This window comes from Lentibacillus sp. CBA3610, from assembly GCF_013373365.1.
GTDB lineage: Bacteria > Bacillota > Bacilli > Bacillales > Amphibacillaceae > Lentibacillus.
Genome location: NZ_CP035925.1, coordinates 2,821,184 through 2,838,077 on the forward strand (window position 1 = coordinate 2,821,184; position 16,894 = coordinate 2,838,077).

At 44.2% G+C, this 16,894-nt stretch carries 20 protein-coding genes and 3 pseudogenes; 7 read left to right on the forward strand and 16 right to left on the reverse strand.

Annotation, left to right across the window (positions count from 1 at the left end):
- Positions 1-67 precede the first annotated feature (67 nt).
- Positions 68-919 (forward strand): lipoate--protein ligase family protein, encoded by an 852-nt coding sequence (locus Len3610_RS13790; RefSeq protein WP_176448466.1) that lies wholly within the window; start codon positions 68-70, stop codon positions 917-919.
- A gap of 182 nt (positions 920-1,101) precedes the next feature.
- Here the strand turns inward: Len3610_RS13790 and Len3610_RS13795 are convergent, their stop codons facing one another.
- The 9 genes and pseudogenes from Len3610_RS13795 to Len3610_RS21140 all read right to left on the reverse strand — a co-directional run bounded on the left by Len3610_RS13795 (position 1,102) and on the right by Len3610_RS21140 (position 5,289).
- Positions 1,102-1,443 (reverse strand): hypothetical protein, encoded by a 342-nt coding sequence (locus Len3610_RS13795; protein WP_176448467.1) that lies wholly within the window; start codon positions 1,441-1,443, stop codon positions 1,102-1,104.
- A gap of 100 nt (positions 1,444-1,543) precedes the next feature.
- Positions 1,544-2,302: an HAAS domain-containing protein gene (locus tag Len3610_RS13800; protein WP_176448468.1), complete on the reverse strand. Its 759-nt coding sequence runs from the start codon at positions 2,300-2,302 to the stop codon at positions 1,544-1,546.
- Positions 2,303-2,306: 4 nt separating this feature from the next.
- Entirely contained in the window at positions 2,307-2,657 is a 351-nt protein-coding gene (locus Len3610_RS13805; protein WP_176448469.1) for a PadR family transcriptional regulator, read from the reverse strand.
- 278 nt (positions 2,658-2,935) lie between these two features.
- Positions 2,936-3,067 carry a hypothetical protein gene (locus Len3610_RS21135; protein ID WP_255259628.1) on the reverse strand — a complete coding sequence of 44 codons (132 nt, stop codon included), beginning with the start codon at positions 3,065-3,067 and terminating at the stop codon, positions 2,936-2,938.
- Positions 3,058-3,366: a hypothetical protein gene (locus Len3610_RS13810; RefSeq protein ID WP_176448470.1), complete on the reverse strand. Its 309-nt coding sequence runs from the start codon at positions 3,364-3,366 to the stop codon at positions 3,058-3,060. Before Len3610_RS13810 ends, Len3610_RS21135 begins: the two co-directional genes overlap by 10 nt.
- Before the next feature lie 106 nt (positions 3,367-3,472).
- A pseudogene (locus Len3610_RS21465) lies at positions 3,473-3,592 on the reverse strand (SDR family NAD(P)-dependent oxidoreductase); the annotation flags it as partial.
- 155 nt (positions 3,593-3,747) lie between these two features.
- Positions 3,748-3,933 (reverse strand): SDR family NAD(P)-dependent oxidoreductase, encoded by a 186-nt coding sequence (locus Len3610_RS13820; protein ID WP_176448472.1) that lies wholly within the window; start codon positions 3,931-3,933, stop codon positions 3,748-3,750.
- Between the two features lie 485 nt (positions 3,934-4,418).
- Positions 4,419-4,715, reverse strand: coding sequence for a hypothetical protein (locus Len3610_RS21885; protein WP_369693696.1), 297 nt, complete (start codon positions 4,713-4,715; stop codon positions 4,419-4,421).
- Between the two features lie 115 nt (positions 4,716-4,830).
- Positions 4,831-5,289, reverse strand: a pseudogene (locus Len3610_RS21140) (phosphate acyltransferase).
- A 266-nt stretch (positions 5,290-5,555) separates the two neighbouring features.
- On the opposite strand from Len3610_RS21140, the gene hemQ reads away from it, so the two are divergent.
- The 4 genes and pseudogenes from hemQ to Len3610_RS13845 all read left to right on the forward strand — a co-directional run bounded on the left by hemQ (position 5,556) and on the right by Len3610_RS13845 (position 8,018).
- Complete coding sequence (hemQ, locus tag Len3610_RS13830) at positions 5,556-6,296, forward strand: hydrogen peroxide-dependent heme synthase (protein WP_176448473.1); 741 nt, start codon at positions 5,556-5,558, stop codon at positions 6,294-6,296.
- 313 nt (positions 6,297-6,609) lie between these two features.
- A pseudogene (locus tag Len3610_RS13835) lies at positions 6,610-7,031 on the forward strand (cell wall hydrolase).
- Positions 7,032-7,051: 20 nt separating this feature from the next.
- Complete coding sequence (gerQ, locus tag Len3610_RS13840; RefSeq protein ID WP_176448474.1) at positions 7,052-7,525, forward strand: spore coat protein GerQ; 474 nt, start codon at positions 7,052-7,054, stop codon at positions 7,523-7,525.
- A 241-nt stretch (positions 7,526-7,766) separates the two neighbouring features.
- Entirely contained in the window at positions 7,767-8,018 is a 252-nt protein-coding gene (locus tag Len3610_RS13845) for a hypothetical protein (RefSeq protein ID WP_176448475.1), read from the forward strand.
- A 543-nt stretch (positions 8,019-8,561) separates the two neighbouring features.
- Here the strand turns inward: Len3610_RS13845 and Len3610_RS13850 are convergent.
- The 4 genes from Len3610_RS13850 to Len3610_RS13865 all read right to left on the reverse strand — a co-directional run bounded on the left by Len3610_RS13850 (position 8,562) and on the right by Len3610_RS13865 (position 10,265).
- Entirely contained in the window at positions 8,562-8,924 is a 363-nt protein-coding gene (locus Len3610_RS13850; RefSeq protein WP_176449685.1) for a DUF423 domain-containing protein, read from the reverse strand.
- A gap of 29 nt (positions 8,925-8,953) precedes the next feature.
- A complete protein-coding gene (locus tag Len3610_RS13855; RefSeq protein ID WP_176448476.1) occupies positions 8,954-9,244 on the reverse strand; it encodes a YwdI family protein in 291 nt (96 codons plus the stop codon).
- A gap of 309 nt (positions 9,245-9,553) precedes the next feature.
- A complete protein-coding gene (locus tag Len3610_RS13860; protein ID WP_176448477.1) occupies positions 9,554-9,694 on the reverse strand; it encodes a hypothetical protein in 141 nt (46 codons plus the stop codon).
- A 256-nt stretch (positions 9,695-9,950) separates the two neighbouring features.
- On the reverse strand, positions 9,951-10,265 hold the full coding sequence (locus Len3610_RS13865) for a phasin family protein (RefSeq protein ID WP_176448478.1): 315 nt from the start codon (positions 10,263-10,265) through the stop codon (positions 9,951-9,953).
- Between the two features lie 359 nt (positions 10,266-10,624).
- Here Len3610_RS13865 and Len3610_RS13870 point away from each other — a divergent pair, with 359 nt between their 5' ends.
- On the forward strand, positions 10,625-11,974 hold the full coding sequence (locus tag Len3610_RS13870) for a YjiH family protein (RefSeq protein ID WP_176448479.1): 1,350 nt from the start codon (positions 10,625-10,627) through the stop codon (positions 11,972-11,974).
- Between the two features lie 80 nt (positions 11,975-12,054).
- On the opposite strand, the gene Len3610_RS13875 is transcribed toward Len3610_RS13870, so the two are convergent.
- The 3 genes from Len3610_RS13875 to Len3610_RS13885 form a co-directional block, all read right to left on the reverse strand.
- Positions 12,055-12,882 (reverse strand): sugar nucleotide-binding protein, encoded by an 828-nt coding sequence (locus Len3610_RS13875; RefSeq protein WP_176448480.1) that lies wholly within the window; start codon positions 12,880-12,882, stop codon positions 12,055-12,057.
- 27 nt (positions 12,883-12,909) lie between these two features.
- Positions 12,910-13,935, reverse strand: coding sequence for an acyltransferase family protein (locus tag Len3610_RS13880; RefSeq protein ID WP_176448481.1), 1,026 nt, complete (start codon positions 13,933-13,935; stop codon positions 12,910-12,912).
- Positions 13,936-14,123: 188 nt separating this feature from the next.
- Complete coding sequence (locus Len3610_RS13885) at positions 14,124-14,966, reverse strand: non-homologous end joining protein Ku (protein WP_176448482.1); 843 nt, start codon at positions 14,964-14,966, stop codon at positions 14,124-14,126.
- A 100-nt stretch (positions 14,967-15,066) separates the two neighbouring features.
- On the opposite strand from Len3610_RS13885, the gene Len3610_RS13890 reads away from it, so the two are divergent.
- Positions 15,067-16,860, forward strand: a complete 1,794-nt coding sequence (locus Len3610_RS13890; protein ID WP_369693697.1) for a DNA ligase D — start codon at positions 15,067-15,069, stop codon at positions 16,858-16,860.
- The last annotated feature ends 34 nt before the right edge of the window (positions 16,861-16,894 follow it).

Consider the following 16,894-nt stretch of genomic DNA (forward strand, 5'->3'; position numbering starts at 1 on the left):
ACAATGTTATGATTTATTATATAATAGTTACCCTAAGGATGAAAGGTTTAATCAAAGGTGAAAACAGATGAAAAATTGGAGAGATGTGGTCGCTCACCGGCAATTTCGCTATCTTGACCACTCAGAAAAAAAATATTTCCACGGAAAATCATATACAGCTCTGACGTCGTTTGCTGTCGATGATGTACTTGCACTGTTTACCCGCGGTGAGAATGCTGATCCCGCACTCCGGCTTTGGGTGCATCCGGACACAGTCGTACTGGGTATTCCTGATTCACGGCTGCCATATTTGGAAGAAGGTGTGCAGCTGCTGTCTGAACGCGGCTATTATACGATGGTGCGAAATTCCGGCGGCCTGGCTGTTGCGCTCGATGCTGGTGTATTGAACATTTCACTCGTTCTGCCCAATGTGAAAGGGATATCAATTTATGACTGCTATGAGGCCATGGTAAGCTTTATCCGCTACACATTGCAGGATTTAACGGATGACATTGAAGCATATGAAATCGTCGGATCGTATTGCCCCGGTGATTATGACTTGAGCATTGGCGGGCGAAAATTTGCCGGTATTTCGCAGCGCCGTGTCAAGGATGGAGCGGCCATCCAAATCTATTTGGACGTCGAGGGAAAGGACCGGGAACGCGCACAGCTGATCAGGGATTTTTATGATATTGCCCGAAAAGGCGAAGAAACGAAATTTGATTATCCGGACGTAAATCCATCAGTCATGGCTTCGCTCGCGGAACTGCTTCGTGTGGAATTGACGGTTGATGACATGAAACAGCGTGTGCTGCTTGCACTGGACGCTGTGAGCGACCAAATTGTGACCGACGATTTTTCTGACGACGAGCTGGTGCAGTTTGAAAAGCGCTATAAGCAGATGGTGAAGCGGAATGAGGATGTCGCCGGGATGCAGTAGTTCATACATTTTCTTGCCATTAAGCCGCTCCGGATGAAGTGTGCTTTTCGCGCTCATGTGATGTTTGACGGGCTCATGTTTTGGTTTTCCGGCCCATGTTTTCCCTCTCGCGCCCATGTTGACGTCCGGCGAGCCCATGTTTTGGTTTTCTGGCCCATGTTTTGGTTTTCTGGCCCATGTTTTCATTTTCGCGCCCATGTTGACGTCCGGCGAGCCCATGTTTTGGTTTTCCGGCCCATGTTTTCATTTTCACGCCCATGTTGACGTCCGGCAGGCACATGTTTTGGTTTTCCGGCCCATGTTTTCCGTTTCACGCCCATATTGACGTCCGGCGAGCCCATGTTTTGGTTTTCTGGCCCATGTTTCAGCTCTCGCGCCCATGTTGACGTCCGACCGGCACATGTTTTGGTTTTCTGGCCCATGTTTTCATTTTCACGCCCATGTTGACGTCCGGCGAGCCCATGTTTTGGTTTCCTGGCCCATGTTTTCCTCCTCGCGCCCATATTGACGTCCGACCGGCACATGTTTTGGTTTTCTGGCCCATACTCGTAATCTCGCGCGATTTATGTCCGTCTTCTACTCCAATTCAATTTCGCCGTGAAAGGCCCCTGCAAATCTCCACCATTACGATGCTTTATCCATTTTACTGACAATTAACAGATAAATCCCTACACCGCCAAAACTGATAAATGCGCTTAAAACAAGCATCGTCTTCTGATCCATAGCAGTCATCCCAAGCAGGGGTTCTGGCAATATTAAAAGCGCCAAAATAATCGGTACTACCCATGTCTTAGCCCACCAGGAGACGCCGAACAGAAAAACACCTGTTATAACTGCAGTCAAAACCGTTCCCATTGTGTCAAAGTGAATCACTGGCGTTTCAACAGCACGGTTTAAATAAATCAACCCGAAAAACAAAGCGAGTGGAACGAAAGCCAATGCAGACAGCACACCAATCTCTTTCCGCTTAGAAAGCTGATTCGCAGCGATGTATTTAAACGCAGTGAACGTACCGGCTATAAAAATACCGCCGATGACAACATGTCCGATCAGTTCAAGCAATGAATAGGACAGTGTTCCTTCCATCAGATCATTGGCTATGGTGAACGAAAATGCTCCCAGGATAATGATCACGATGTACTTAATCCACGATTTGTAATCAACCGGCATTTCATCTGACAGCTGTTCCATATATTCCTGTGGCGAACGGCCGACAACTTTCCCGATCGATTTTCCGTTTGTCTCCGCTTCCAGCAAATGGACTTCCAATTCCTCGACGATTTCATCTATTTCGTCTGCGTACTTGCCGCTGGAAAATAAATAAACGCGCAAATCTTCTATAAATCTCCTGCTCTTTGCGGACAGTTTTGATTTTGCATTCATACGCTCATCCCCTTTCCTGAATTTGATCGGATTCGGTTTCATGTTTCAGCACGCGATTGACATTCCCCTGTAAACCGTCCCACCGCTGGATAAACTGCTCTAATTCCTGTTCGCCTTTTGTTGTCAGCGAATAATACTTCCTTTTCGGCCCGGCTGTTGATTTTTTCCGGGTGGATGTCACGAGCTCCTCTTTCTGCATCCTAAGTAAAAGCGGGTAAATTGTCCCTTCACTTAAGGAGTCGAATCCATACAATTCCAGCTGTTCAGCCAACTCATAACCGTACACTTCCCTGTCCTTAATGATCGCCAGCAGACAGCCATCCAGAATCCCTTTCATCATTTGTGTTGTTGACAAAGGCATTTCACCTCACTTATATATCTTGCATTGCAAGGTATATAAGTATTGTATATTTAAATATCTTGTAATGCAAGGTATTTTTTGTGATGATTTTACATTCTTATCATGACAGCAGATAATCAGGTCATTCTATCAACAATTCATGTAGCATTTTGACGTTTAATCTTCGGGTTTATTCTTATCCAGATTATCGTTATCCGTTGACGATTTGATGATCCCGCCCATATTTCAGTTTTCACGCCCAAAATATGTGCTTCCGGCCCAAGTTTTCCGTTTCACGCCCATGTTGACGTCCGGCGAGCCCATGTTTTGGTTTCCTGGCCCATGTTTTCCTCCTCGCGCCCATATTGACGTCCGACCGGCACATGTTTTGGTTTTCTGGCCCATGTTTTCATTTTCACGCCCATGTTGACGTCCGGCAGGCCCATGTTTTGGATTTCCGGCCCATGTTTTCCTCCTCGCGCCCATATTGACGTTCGACCGGCACATGTTTTGGTTTTCTGGCCCATGTTTTCATTTTCACGCCCATGTTGACGTCCGGCGAGCCCATGTTTTGGATTTCTGGCCCATGTTTTCCTCCTCGCGCCCATGTTGACGTTCGACCGGCCCATGTTTTCCGTTTCACGCCCATATTGACGTCCGGCGAGCCCATGTTAAGCTGGTCGCGCTCATGTCTGCAGCAGACGTGCCCATGTTCTGGTGCCACCCCACCCTTTCTCGAGCTCATGATTTGATTTTCACGCCCATGTTGGTGCTGTTCCGAACATGCTTAGCAATATTCATTATATCACCACTGGAGAATCCCACTACTATTAACGCAAAACACTGCCACCGGATATTTTCACAGATTCTCCCACAATATTTGCTCCAGCATCCGTTAATAAAAAGGCGATGGTATTGGCAACTTCACTTGGGCTGGTCATACGTCCTGATGGATTGGAATCCTTTAATCACTTTGACGTGTACGGTCTTGCCGGTCCGCTTTTCTGAGGCAGAGGCTCTTCCATTTCGTATCACAAACCGGGACTGACAGCATTCACCGCACGCCATGTTCATTGCTTCCAAAGCCATTGCATGTGTGAGCCGGTCATGCAAATTTCGACCGGCATAAGCGGTCCGCCGTAAGTACACGCAAGACTGACAATGATGTGACATTGACAATAGCACCTTTTTTCTGCTGTTTCATTGATTCATAAATTAATTGGGTTAACAGAACGGTTGATGTGTAATTCAGATGCATTACCGTTCCAATCTTCCTGCCCAAGCTGTTCAACAGGGCCGCCGCCTGATGCCGGCATTATTGACAAGCATCGAAATCGGTCCGCATGCTTTTTCAGCACTGTTCTACAAGTCTTTCCGCTCTTCTTCCTTCCGAGATCTGCTGTATGTATGAATTATGTGAGCATCTGGCACAGTCTGATGATCTCGGCTGCAAGATCGTTCAGCTATTCTGGCGTCTGCCGGTCACTGTGATGGACGCTCCATCTCAGCAAGTACTTTTTGCGGTTTAGAGCCATACCGGCCTGTTGCCCAGTAACCAGAGCGTGTTTCCCCTTCAAAGCATCATGTGCAAATCGCCATACTCTCATCTCCTCCAATATGAATGGTTAGTTATCGGTTTCCGACTTATCGTCTTTCTATCTAACAGAAGAGCGCACAGTCCTGATTGTACGCTCTTCTACACTCGTTTTAACTTGTGCTGCTGGTTACCATTGCCAGATTATACATCCTCTGCCAACTGCACCGCGTGACAGATCATTAACTGGCTTGTTCAGCCCTTTGCAAATTGGGCGACTGCCTCAAATTCACAAGCCGCTGAGCAATTTTATAACCGATGTTCCCCTGATTCAAGACTTGGAAAATGAGACGTTGGCGTCCACCCTTTGATGTCAGAATCGGGGTGCTTTTTTTCGCGGCAACGCTCCGGCACGAATGCTGCATCCAAACTGAATTCACATCAATACGAGTGATGGATCTTTCCTGCCAAATTGAGCGCTTCGACCACTTTCTCAGTTTCTTCTGACTCAGCCGATCCTTTCGTGGAAAGCTGAGCATAGCAATCCGTGGGTCAACATCGACAGTTTGGCTGTATTTCGCACTTTCACGGCAATTTCCGGCCAAATCTGGCTATCAGGATTCATATGATCGCAGTCAGCGAACATATTTTTCATCATTGCGACCATGATAGACACGGATGTTTTCTTATGCCGTCTTTTGTTTTAATGATTTGCAATGCAGGTCGTACCGTATCAGCGGTTGAATGGGTTGCGCCGCTCACAAGCCGTTCTGCCTGATTCATGTAGACAAGCATCGTCCCCAAGTATTTCATCCAGCGGCTTGACGTGCCTGATCAGTGGTTACCTTTCCTTTGCGGCGTTCAACATCTGTCAAATTCCGGCTCCGGATAATCATGCGGGTCCATCAACACACACGAGGTGACGTCAACGTCTGCGGATTCAGCTTTTTGCCTGATTTCTTCCGCATCACCAAGCAATATCGGTTTCACGATCCCGGCAGCACCCAACTGACTGGCAGCTGTTAAAATCCGTTTATCCCGCCCTTCCGGAAAAACGATTGTTTTATTTTCATTCTTTAATTGATCCTTTATCTGGTCAAAAAGATTACTCATAACGAGCACCTCCCATATTCTATAATAAACGAATCACGTTCGCTTGAAAACAATTGTCACACATACTTTTTGACAGAACCATGACAAGGCATTTTAATTCATGCTTATCCTACCCTAAATATGATATAGTTAAACCGTATTGGAATTACCAGGCTGACGATTTGGTGTCGCCTCGACCGGGAGCAAATCACCGAATCGTCAAAGCCCTTAATGGACAACCATCAGATATGACGTTTTAAAAATAGACAATGAAGGAGAGATTTATTATGGCAGCTGAAGCAGTTAAAACATTGGATGGCTGGTATTGCCTGCATGACATGCGCACCATCGACTGGACATCATGGAAAATGGTATCCACAGAAGAAAGACAGGAAGCCATCGATGAATTCAAAAACCTGCTGACAAAATGGGAAGAAGTCGAAGCGGCTGAAAACGGGAGTCATGTTCTCTATAAGGTGGTCGGTCAAAAAGCTGATTTGATGTTCATGTTTTTGCGTCCAACCATGAACGAACTGACCGATATTGAAACAGAATTCAACAAATCAAAATTTGCCGAATTTCTGCGCCCGGCCTATTCGTATGTTTCCGTTATAGAGCTGTCGCAATATAGCGGTAACAGTTCAGAGGATGATCCAAAGGTACGGGAACGCCTTTATCCAATATTGCCAAAGTGGGAGCATATGTGCTTTTACCCGATGGACAAACGGCGTGAGGGAGACGAGAACTGGTATTCACTCGATTTTAAAGAACGGACGCGGCTGTTGTATGAGCACTCTAAGACCGGTCGTCAATATGCGGGTGAAGTAAAACAGTTTATTACCGGATCATTTGGCTTTGACGACTGGGAATGGGGCGTCACCCTGTTTGCCCATGACGTGTTACAGCTGAAAAAACTCGTTTATGAAATGCGTTTTGACGAGGTGACTGCGCTTTATGGCGAATTCGGTGCATTTTACGTCGGCAATCATCTGGCGAAAGAGGCTATTGATTCGTACTTACAGGTTTAAAAAGCCAACGCTGTTTTGTTACCTTCCATAAACATTAAAGATATAAGTTAAAATGACCATCAATTTGGTGGTCATTTTTTAATGTTGTGTGGAATATCTTTTAACGTTTGTATAGTATTTTGCAGACTTAAGTTACAAACATAATTTATTACTGCCAGCCATTTAGATTCAGAATAAACACAATGCCAGTCCAGAAATTGTCATAAATTATAGCAAACTTTTTTCTCCGCACCTGTCATCAATTTCCCCTCCTGTTCATACATATATCTTGGAGACCAAAACAGCATGACACAACAGAAACGAGGCATTTTTTATGGCAGTCATCCAACATACCGAAGAAGATGTCAAATTGCTGGCACGATTAATGCGCGCTGAGGCAGAAGGTGATGGGCAGCTCGGCATGCTGATGGTCGGGAATACCGGTGTTAACCGGGGCATTGCCGATTGTTTGGATTTCACAGATATTAATACAGTCAGACGAATGGTCTTTCAAAGCCCGGGCGGATTCGAGGCAACGCAAAAAGGTATTTTTACCAGCGGGCGAGACAGCAGGATATACGTCTTGCCAGAAGAGTGATAAATGGTGAACGATTCCATCCTGCAACCAATTCATTATGGTTTTTCAGACCACAAGGCAATTGCCCGGAACAGTGGTTTGGACAGTGGAACACCGGCAGATTTAAATCCCACTGCTATTTCGCACCTGCTTCGTCTGAATGTCCAAGAGTTTATTAATCATTACAGGAGGTTTTTTCATGAGTGAGAAAGACAACAATGCGAATTATCCGTACACAAACTACTATCAGGGATATCCTTATCCATATTATTATTACCCACAATCATCTCCAGCTTATTATCCCGTTTACGATCCACGGCAGGAAACGCAACCCCCGCAAACCCAGCAGCAACAGCAGCAGGCACAGACACAGGACGTCCCGGGTATGCTGCCAATGGAACAATCGTACATTGAAAATATTTTACGGTTAAACGAAGGAAAACGTGCGACGGTTTACATGACGTTTGAAAATAATGAAGAGTGGAACGCTAGAGTTTTTCGAGGAGTCGTTGAAGCAGCCGGAAGAGATCACATCATATTGCGTGACCCGCAAACAGGCAGAAGATACCTGCTCTTAATGATCTATTTGGATTATGTGACATTTGATGAAGAACTGAACTATGAATACCCATACGGTAATGGCAGCCAAATGGCACAATACCCCCCGAGGTAAAGCGAAACTTCATTCAGCGGAACGCTTTTCTCCGCTGAATGTTAGTGAGACTTATCGGACATTTATGGATAGTTGGCCGCCGTTCTTTGGCGGGTTACTGTTCATTACATGCGGGTAAAAAAAGGTGACCATCAGCCCTTCAAATTAATTTGCAAACCAACCTCAACCCTGACTTTTCTAAATGAAGCGCTCGTTGCTCATCGGGCGCTTGCATTGTTTCGTACACAAAGGGGCCATTGTTATGCGAAATCCGTATGAAAAATACATACGCATGGAATTGCTGACGCTGGCACTGGCTGTCGTAATCGGATTGATCGCCATCCTGCAGGGGTATGTGGTCATCATACTATTGTCCATGTATTTGCTTGCATTCAGCATATTTTGCGAAGGTTTCCTGCAGCTCAATACCAATAGAGGTATGGATGGTATCAAACAGTTTGTTAAAGCCGGGATGCTGATGCTTTTGGCTACTATTCTGTTTTTCTCCCTATAATGGTGTGTTAAAGGAGATCAAGTAATCTGTTTCACTATTACAATCGAAACAAAAAGGGGCATATTTTTAGAAACTTGTGCTCCTTTTTAGTGAGTTTTTTCGACTGTAGTAAAAAGAAGGTATGTTGTCGCGGTCATGGTTGGGTATGCTTGTCCGCGCGAAATCGGGTGGTTGTCACGCGAAATTCAGGCATCGTTGCGCGAAATCATGAAGTTGTCGTGCGATTTTGCCCCTTTCCCGCGCGAATCAGCACATTTACCGGGTGTGCCGTGCTCCGCTGATGAGTCCATGAAAATACCACAGTGACAGGAGTTGCGGCAGCCAAACATAGCTATGTTTGGACCACCCTATTTCCTTATAAATACTTTATCCCGCATGTAAAGGGCAGTAAACTCCCAAAGAACGGAAGCTAACTGCCCTTAAATGTCCGATTCTGTTCGGGCCTGCACGATGCAGGTCACAAAGGCGTTGCAACAGGACGCCTGAGGTTTTAGCCTTTGTTCCTTATTATCATCGGGGAAAAACGCCCCGATGAATGAAGTTTCACTTTACAACGGCATACCCGATCAGTACCCAGCCAATCAGAAAAGCAACACCGCCAAATGGCGTAATCATGGCAAATGTTTTGACACTGGTGGTCGAATAGATATAAAGACTGCCTGAAAACAGGATAATACCGATGAAGAACATCCAGCCTGCCCACATCATACCGCTGCTTTCAATTTTAGCCAGCAGTATTCCGGTAACGAATAAAGCCATCGTGTGGAACATTTGATAATTGACTGCTTTCTCCCATGTTCCCAGTTGTTTTTCAGATAGCCTTCCTTCAAGACCATGCGCTCCGAATGCACCAAGGGCTACCGCCAGAAAACCATTAATCGCTCCGAGAATCAGGAATAATTTCATATGGTTGCTCAAGTCCTTTCATTCCATTGTTAAAAGTCAAATATTGAATCGCCATTGGCCCCGTCATGATTAACAGTCGTTTGTACCGGCTTCGATGATTGTTCAGCAGACTTATCGCCCATCATCGCTTTCATCTCCCCGGCGGTTATATCATGTCCGGAACCCGATTCAGCAACAGATTGTTCCTCCATTAATAATTCAGAAAGCAGCTGGATATTGGCAATATGTTTCCTCATGACACTCTCATTTGCAGATTTCCGCTGTGCTTCTTCCAATTCCCGCTTCATTTTTTGCAGAATCGTATCCGTTGCAACTGCCATTTCGGCCACTCCTTTAACGTCACAAAATTTTAATTATGCTAAGTGATATTTGTCAGCATTTCTTAGAAAAAACTCGGCTGCCGTCTAGTCTTTTCAGAGATCAGAGGCCGGGAGTCAGGTTGGAAGAAATCGGCGAACTAGCCGATTACTTTAGTTAAAACAGCCCTGAATTTTATACTTTCCTATTTTATAAAAAAAGTGATGCAAACAATCGATCTTGAAAAAACTTCACAAACCAGTATAACATGAAGCTATTTTTCACCAATAAAAAAGCCTTGGCCGCTCCTCCAAGACTTTTTGAAAGTATTATTATGGACCTGCACTTACACCTTTTTGTTCTTCTTCCGTATAGCGTTTATAAACCCATTGCAAAAAGACAAGTTCGTTTTCATGAAGCTCCCTGCCAAGTTGCTCTTCTGTCGTTTTTCTTACCTGCAAAAAGCTTTCCATAACGCTACATTCCCCCTAAGATTGACGTAAGGCGTATACAATACCGTGTTTAATTATACAGTTAATTTCCAACAATATCAATACCGAATTTTAAATTTACAAAATATACTGATAATCGACATTTCACGATAAAGTGAAACTTCAATCAGCGGAGTGGTTTTCCCCACTGATTGTTAGCCCGAACAGAATCGGACAATCACGGCCAGTTAGCCGCCGTGTTTTGGCGGGTTACTGCCCGTTATATGCGGGGTATTTTTTAACTTTCCTGCTGTTTACGTTCATCTAGCTGTGTTTCCAATTCAGAAATACGGGCACGCAGCTCGTTAATATCTTCTTTTGTTGCTAAACCGAGGTCCTTAGCCATCTTCTGGGTCTGTTCAAATTGCTTCGTGTTCCATTCATCCGTTTTCATTTCACCTTTGTCCATAAAATTACGCATAACTGTTCGGGCCTGATCCTGTGTCAATTCATTTTTCTCAACCATTTCCTGTAATTTTTTGTCTAATTTTTCCTTCCCGGTAACAGCTGCACCAAGTCCTAAAAGAAATCCCTTTTTCAAAAAATCACTCATTATCCACACGCTCCTTTTGAATAGATGAAATCGTTATACTCGCAAACGTAACCATGAGGGGCCAGCATATGAAAAACGCCAACAAAGTTATATAACTAAACCAATTTTAACATGTTCACAAAAAGTATAATAATGAATTGGTTCTCCTTATTGTCTTTTCCCGTAAAAAAGTTTATTTAAACCACTTCAGAATTTCATGCAGGCAGGATATTTTAATAACATGTGCTATGTGCTAATGTTATATTCGCTGAAAGCCTCTCATATGATTGCCATCCTCTAATCGTTTATAAATTCGAACTAGTCAGTTTGCATCACTTCGTATATAATGGAGAAAATACAACTCTATGCGGGGGAAGCTTATGGAAAAGAAATCATATAACGTAAGTGATCATTTAAAGTTTATTATCCCGTCACTTCTCGGGATCTTCCTGTTCATGACACCGGTCAGCACCGGGGACGGTTTGACAATACCAATTGGTGTCTTAGCAAATTGGATTCAGGCGCTGCTGACTGATCATCTTTCCTTAATCATGATGGTCATCATAGTATTGACAGCTATATTAACGGTTTTCGCCAGAATACAGGGTCCGAATGTTTTTGCTGACACGCCTTTCTTTCAGGATTTATTTTACAAAAGTATGTTTTGGACGATAACACGGGTTGTTGCAGCTGTTTTCGCTGTTATGGTATTTTTCCGGCTGGGTCCTGAATTCATTCATAGTGACGTTACCGGACAGACGCTATTAGGGGACCTTTTGCATGTCTTGTTTGCCGTCTTTCTGTTTGCCGGTCTGTTTTTGCCTTTATTAATGAATTACGGTTTGCTGGATTTATTCGGTACATTAATGACCAAAATCATGCGCCCATTATTTAAACTTCCCGGACGTTCATCGATTGATGCATTGGCATCATGGGTTGGAGATGGCACCATTGGGGTGTTGATGACAAGTAAACAGTACGAAGGTGGCTATTATACGAAACGTGAAGCTGCTGTTATCGGTACAACGTTCTCTGTCGTTTCGATTACATTTACACTTGTCATTGTCAGTGAAGTCGGCCTTGGGCATATGTTTGTACCCTTTTATTTAACAGTCATTGCCGCCGGGTTTATCGCAGCACTCATTATGCCGCGAATTCCGCCGTTATCACGAAAAGCAGGCACATATCTAAGTGAATCAGCGGCTGGAACAGAAGAGGAAATTCCACAAGGTTATAACAGTTTTACACTTGGTTATGAAAGAGCACTGAACAAAGCGAGTAAGCAAACGAGTATCTATAAATTTTTTAAAGAAGGCGGACAGAACATTCTCGATATGTGGATGGGGGTTGCACCCATTGTCATGGCTTTTGGTCTGATTGCCCTGGTTATTGCTGAATATACACCAGTATTCGGCTGGCTTGGGCTCCCGTTTGTCCCGCTTCTGGAATTGATGCAAGTGCCATTCGCAAAAGAGGCATCTGAAACCATGTTAATCGGTTTTGCGGATATGTTCCTTCCTGCCGTCATCGGTGCATCAATCGAAGCAGAAATCACCAGGTTTATTATTGGCGCATTATCCGTAACCCAATTGATTTACATGTCAGAGGTCGGCGGCCTATTGCTCGGCTCCAAAGTCCCGGTTTCATTGAAGGATCTGTTTATCATATTCCTGCTGCGGACCATCATCACATTGCCGATCATCACGCTGATTGCCCATATGATATTTTAATCATACGAAAACTGCCCCGTCTTATTATGACAGGGCATTTTTTGTATCTTTTTATATCAGGGGGAATCCTTCATTTTATTTTAACGAAACGTTTGCTTTGTTGTATCCTTTATTTTATCTGTGCTTAATGACGTGTTTTTAGGTATCTCTTCATCCGCTTCTTCATGCTGGGAGGCCTCTTCCACCAATTCTCCTTGATAGCCAAGCTGCTCAGCCATTTGCTGCATGAATTCATAAAAGCTGTGGCGTTTGTCCGGACCGGCATGATAGATACCTGTCAATTCATTTTTTACAAATTCGGCAACTGCCATGGCTAAGTCATTGACATGAACAAATGTCCTGATTAAATCATCACGATACGCCACTGTTTTTCCTAAACGCAATTGGGCTATCAACTTATCGGTTCGGTCATCCAATTGACCGATTTTATTTTCACCATAAATCGGACCGGCCCTTAAAATAGCGTAATTGGTTAATTCCTGCGTGATAAAGTGTTCAGCCTTGACTTTCGCATTTGCATAGGTGCTGAACACATGATCCTCAGGTAACCTGGAAATGGGATCATCTTCATTATACGGTCCGTTGCCCGCCGTAAACACATAGTCTGACGACATATAAACCAATTTTGTTTGTGGTGTCAGATGTGTTATTAAATGTGAAAGTCCCTCTTGAATCAGTTCATCTTCATACGGTCCGCTCATGACCGACCAAACCACAACATCCGGCTGTGTTTGTTTATAAAACTCCGAAAACGATTCAGGCTGATTCACATCTAATTTATATAGATCATCGAACACTGCCGGATCTTCCAGGTACGTGCCAGTGACTTCCGTATTCGGGGTCTCTTGCAATATTTGATAAATCGATGCACCTGCATATCCGCTAGCGCCAAACACACATACCTTCATTTGTGCCACCATCCTTTAAATAGTGTTTCAAGCACTTGCATTATTTCCGTAGTGCTGCTTCCGATGACGGTTATTAAATTTGTCTTTCAAAATGGACATTTTTCCTTCAATAACAGGCTGCCAGATACCCTGAACCGGTCTGCTTGATAGAACTAGTACAATCATTGCTGACATAACAGCAAGCCCAAGCAGGTCTATGACACTATTAACTGTGAATAAATCGGCCTCCCGGAAAAATTGAACAAAAAATCCGTGCAATAAATAGACGTATAGTGTTCTTGTTCCCAAAACAGTTAATCTACTGCGTTTAGCAGGAATCCAAGCTAATACACTGGCCGCCATGACTGCTGACGTTACATAAACAAGCAGCCTTGCGATGATACCATATTCCGGAAGTCCTAAGCTGCTGTAGGATTTGGATGCCAATAACCAGCCCGTGTTGAAGTCCGGTGCATAATAGATCGCAACGGCCGCAACAGCCATGACAACCACCGCCGCTATCCGCAGCTGAAGTCGCTTAAGCCACATGAGGTGGTTTTGTGTCAGCCAATATCCCATAAGGAAAAATGGGAAAAAGACAAATGTCCGTGACAAGCTGAATGTGTGGCCGATCTCACCAAAATAACCAACAATTAATCCGATTCCAACCGATATGGAAAGTCCCATTAAGGCTGGCATTTTTTTGAACCAAATCAGTAACATGTGCCAGCTGAATAAACTGAATAAAAACCACAGCGACCAATGCGGATAAAACATCTCAGTCTGCCAGCCATCTTTACCGATTAAAACATAATAACCTGTATAAAGAATTTGAAAAATCAAGTATGGCACCAATAATTTTTGGGCTAATTTCATGATATATTTTATATTCCCTGATCCCTTTGCAAAAAAACCTGCCAGAAAAATGAATGCCGGCATATGGAACGTATATATCCAGAGATAAAGGGTGTTTACGCCTGCAGATTCACTCACGAATGGCTGGATGACGTGACCAAACACAACAAGGAAAATCAAGATCAATTTCGCATTATCAAAATACGCATTCCTTTCCACATTCTTCATCCCTTTACGTTTATATTCCTGAAGCTTTCTATACCACTATACCCTATGTGAATCTGTATTACTTCAGGTAAATGTCATTTGTTATTGAATCGTAAATGGAATGAAAAAAATAACACGATTTTGCCACTTTTTTGTTTTATAACGGGTGGTAAAATGCTGTTTTATTGCTAATTTGCTGACTACTCCGCCACTTTTTTCTTCTCCTTCTGTGCTGTTGCTTTTTTCCGTTTCGCTTTCGGTTTCGTATCTTTTTGTGCACGATTGAGGGATTCCTGAAGTGCATCCATCAGGTTGGTGACATTATCCGGTGTCTGTTTTTCTTCAGCCGTTGTCACCTCATCACCATTCTTCTTCGCTTCAATCAAATCCATTAGTGCTGTCCGGTACTCATCATGATACTTTTCCGGGTCGAATTCGGCTGACATTTGATCAATCAGCATTTTTGCCGTTTCCAGTTCTTTTTCCTCGGGGTTGTTTTCTGCCGGTACGTTCGGAACATCTTTCACGTCCCGCACTTCATCCGGGTAATGAATGGTTTCCACAACAAGTGTATTCTGATAAATCCGGATAACAGCCAACTGTTCTTTTGAGCGGATCATCATTTTGGCGATGCCGATTTTCCCGGTATCTTCAAGTGCTGAGCGGAGAAGGCCGTATGATTTTGCTCCGCCTTCATTCGGCGACAGATAATAACTCTTTTCAAAATAAATCGGGTCAATCTCATCCAAATTAACAAAATCCATAATTTCAACAGCTTTATCCGTTTGTTCCTTCTTTAAATTTTCCAGTTCCTCATCATCAAGCACGACAAATTTATTTTTGGCATATTCATATGCTTTGACGATTTCATCATTCTCGATTTCACGATTACAGTTTGGACATACTTTTTGATATTTGACCGGTGTCTGGCATTCCTTATGAAGATTCCTCAATTTCACATCCTTATTCTCCGTTGCGGCATGCATCTTTACCGGGATATTTACGAGTCCAAAACTGATTGTCCCTTTCCACATAGTATGCATGAAAAAAGCCCTCCTTTTTCGTATAGTTTGGCTTTTGCTGCATGAATTTATCCAGTCCAATGCGGGCATTTTATGAAGAGAGGTGTTTGATGTGCGATTAATGAAGCCGATTGCCAGTGACGAGACTCCCGGAAGTGAGGAATGGGCCTATGAAGTGAAGTATGACGGCTTCCGCTGTGTGCTGCATTGGGAAGACGATTCAATTCGCCTGGTCAGCAGAAATGATGTCGACTTGAGCAGCAATTTTCCGGAGATCATTGAGGCTTGTCAGGCGCAGCAGCCACTGGTTAAGAAGGTTTTGCCGCTGAAAATTGACGGGGAATTGGTTGTCCTGAATAATGCGTACCAGGCGAATTTTCCCTGGATTCAAAAACGTGGCCGTTTAAAAAAGAGCCACATGATCAAGGAGGCGGCGTCAGCACGCCCTGCCAGCTTCATGGCGTTTGATCTGCTTTCGTATGGGGGTACTGTAACCGTTGAGCAAACATTTGATCAGCGTAAGAGAAAGCTTGCTGACATCTTTGGTGATACGGGTAAATTGGGCGAGCATCTTCATTATGTCAGCTATTGGGAGAATGCCGGGGAGCTGTGGCGGCACATATTTAACCATAAAGGTGAGGGAATCGTTGCCAAACGGAAAGACAGCCGGTATCAGTCCGGCAAACAACACCATGACTGGTTCAAGATCAAAAACTGGCGCGCGATTAAAGGTTTCCTGACGTTTTATGATCCGGAAAATGATTACTTTACTGTCTGTGTTTATCAGGGAGATGACGTGGTGGACATAGGCAAATGTAAGCACGGGCTTGATGAAGAGGCTTTTGCTGCATTAAGCGATTTATTTTTATCAAATGGAAGGAAAGAAAACGGTGGCTGCCGCCTTCCACCGGCCATTTGCGCTGAAATACACACGTTGGATTTGCTGAAAGGTGAACTTCGTGAACCAGAATTCAGCCAGCTGCTCCCGAGGTGGTCTTCAGGCGATTGTACCTGGGAAAGATTGCAACTGGACCTGGCCATGCTGCCGGAAAACGTTGAACCCTCGAATACCGATAAAGTGTTTTGGCCATCGCCGGAGTTGACGAAGGGCGATTTACTCGTATATATGCGGGAAATTGCGCCATATATGATTCCGTTTTTAAATGAGCGGCTGCTGACGATTATTCGCAGTCCGGATGGGGTCCGCGGTGAATCGTTTTTCCAGAAACATCTGCCTGACTATGCGCCGGATTTTATCAAAGGGGTCAGGCAGGATGGAGAAATGCGCTTTATCTGCAATGATCTCGATTCCTTGTTGTGGTTTGCCAACCATGGGACGATGGAATATCATATTCCGTTTCAAACGGCCCGAAGCGGTAATCCGCATGAAATTGTTTTTGATCTGGACCCACCTGATCGGGAGCGATTTCCGCTTGCCGTAAAGGCCGCTAAACTGTTGAAGCAACTACTGGATGACCTTGAGCTGATTTCATTTGTCAAAACATCCGGCGGAAAAGGGCTGCAGATTCATATTCCCATCCCGGCCGACAGCATGACTTATGAGGAGACTGGTGTGTTCACCCAAGCCATTGCCTGGACACTGGAAAAAGGCTATCCGGATTTATTTACGACTGAACGTTTTAAGGATAAGCGCGGTGACCGGCTGTATATCGATTATTTGCAGCATGGAAAAGATAAAACGCTGGTAGCACCCTACTCACCACGAAATCGGCAGGACGCCACGGTCGCGGCACCATTGTTCTGGAATGAGATTAGAGACGATTTACGGCCCGGGATGTTCAGGATTAATAATGTGGCCGAGCGTGTTCAAAAAGTCGGATGTCCGTTTGCAGGCTATTTCGAAATTGGTGAGCAGCAAGTGATGGATAAAGTATTGGGAATGATTCAGAGTTGAGGATTTTCGGCGGCTGCCGAAAATCCATCTATTT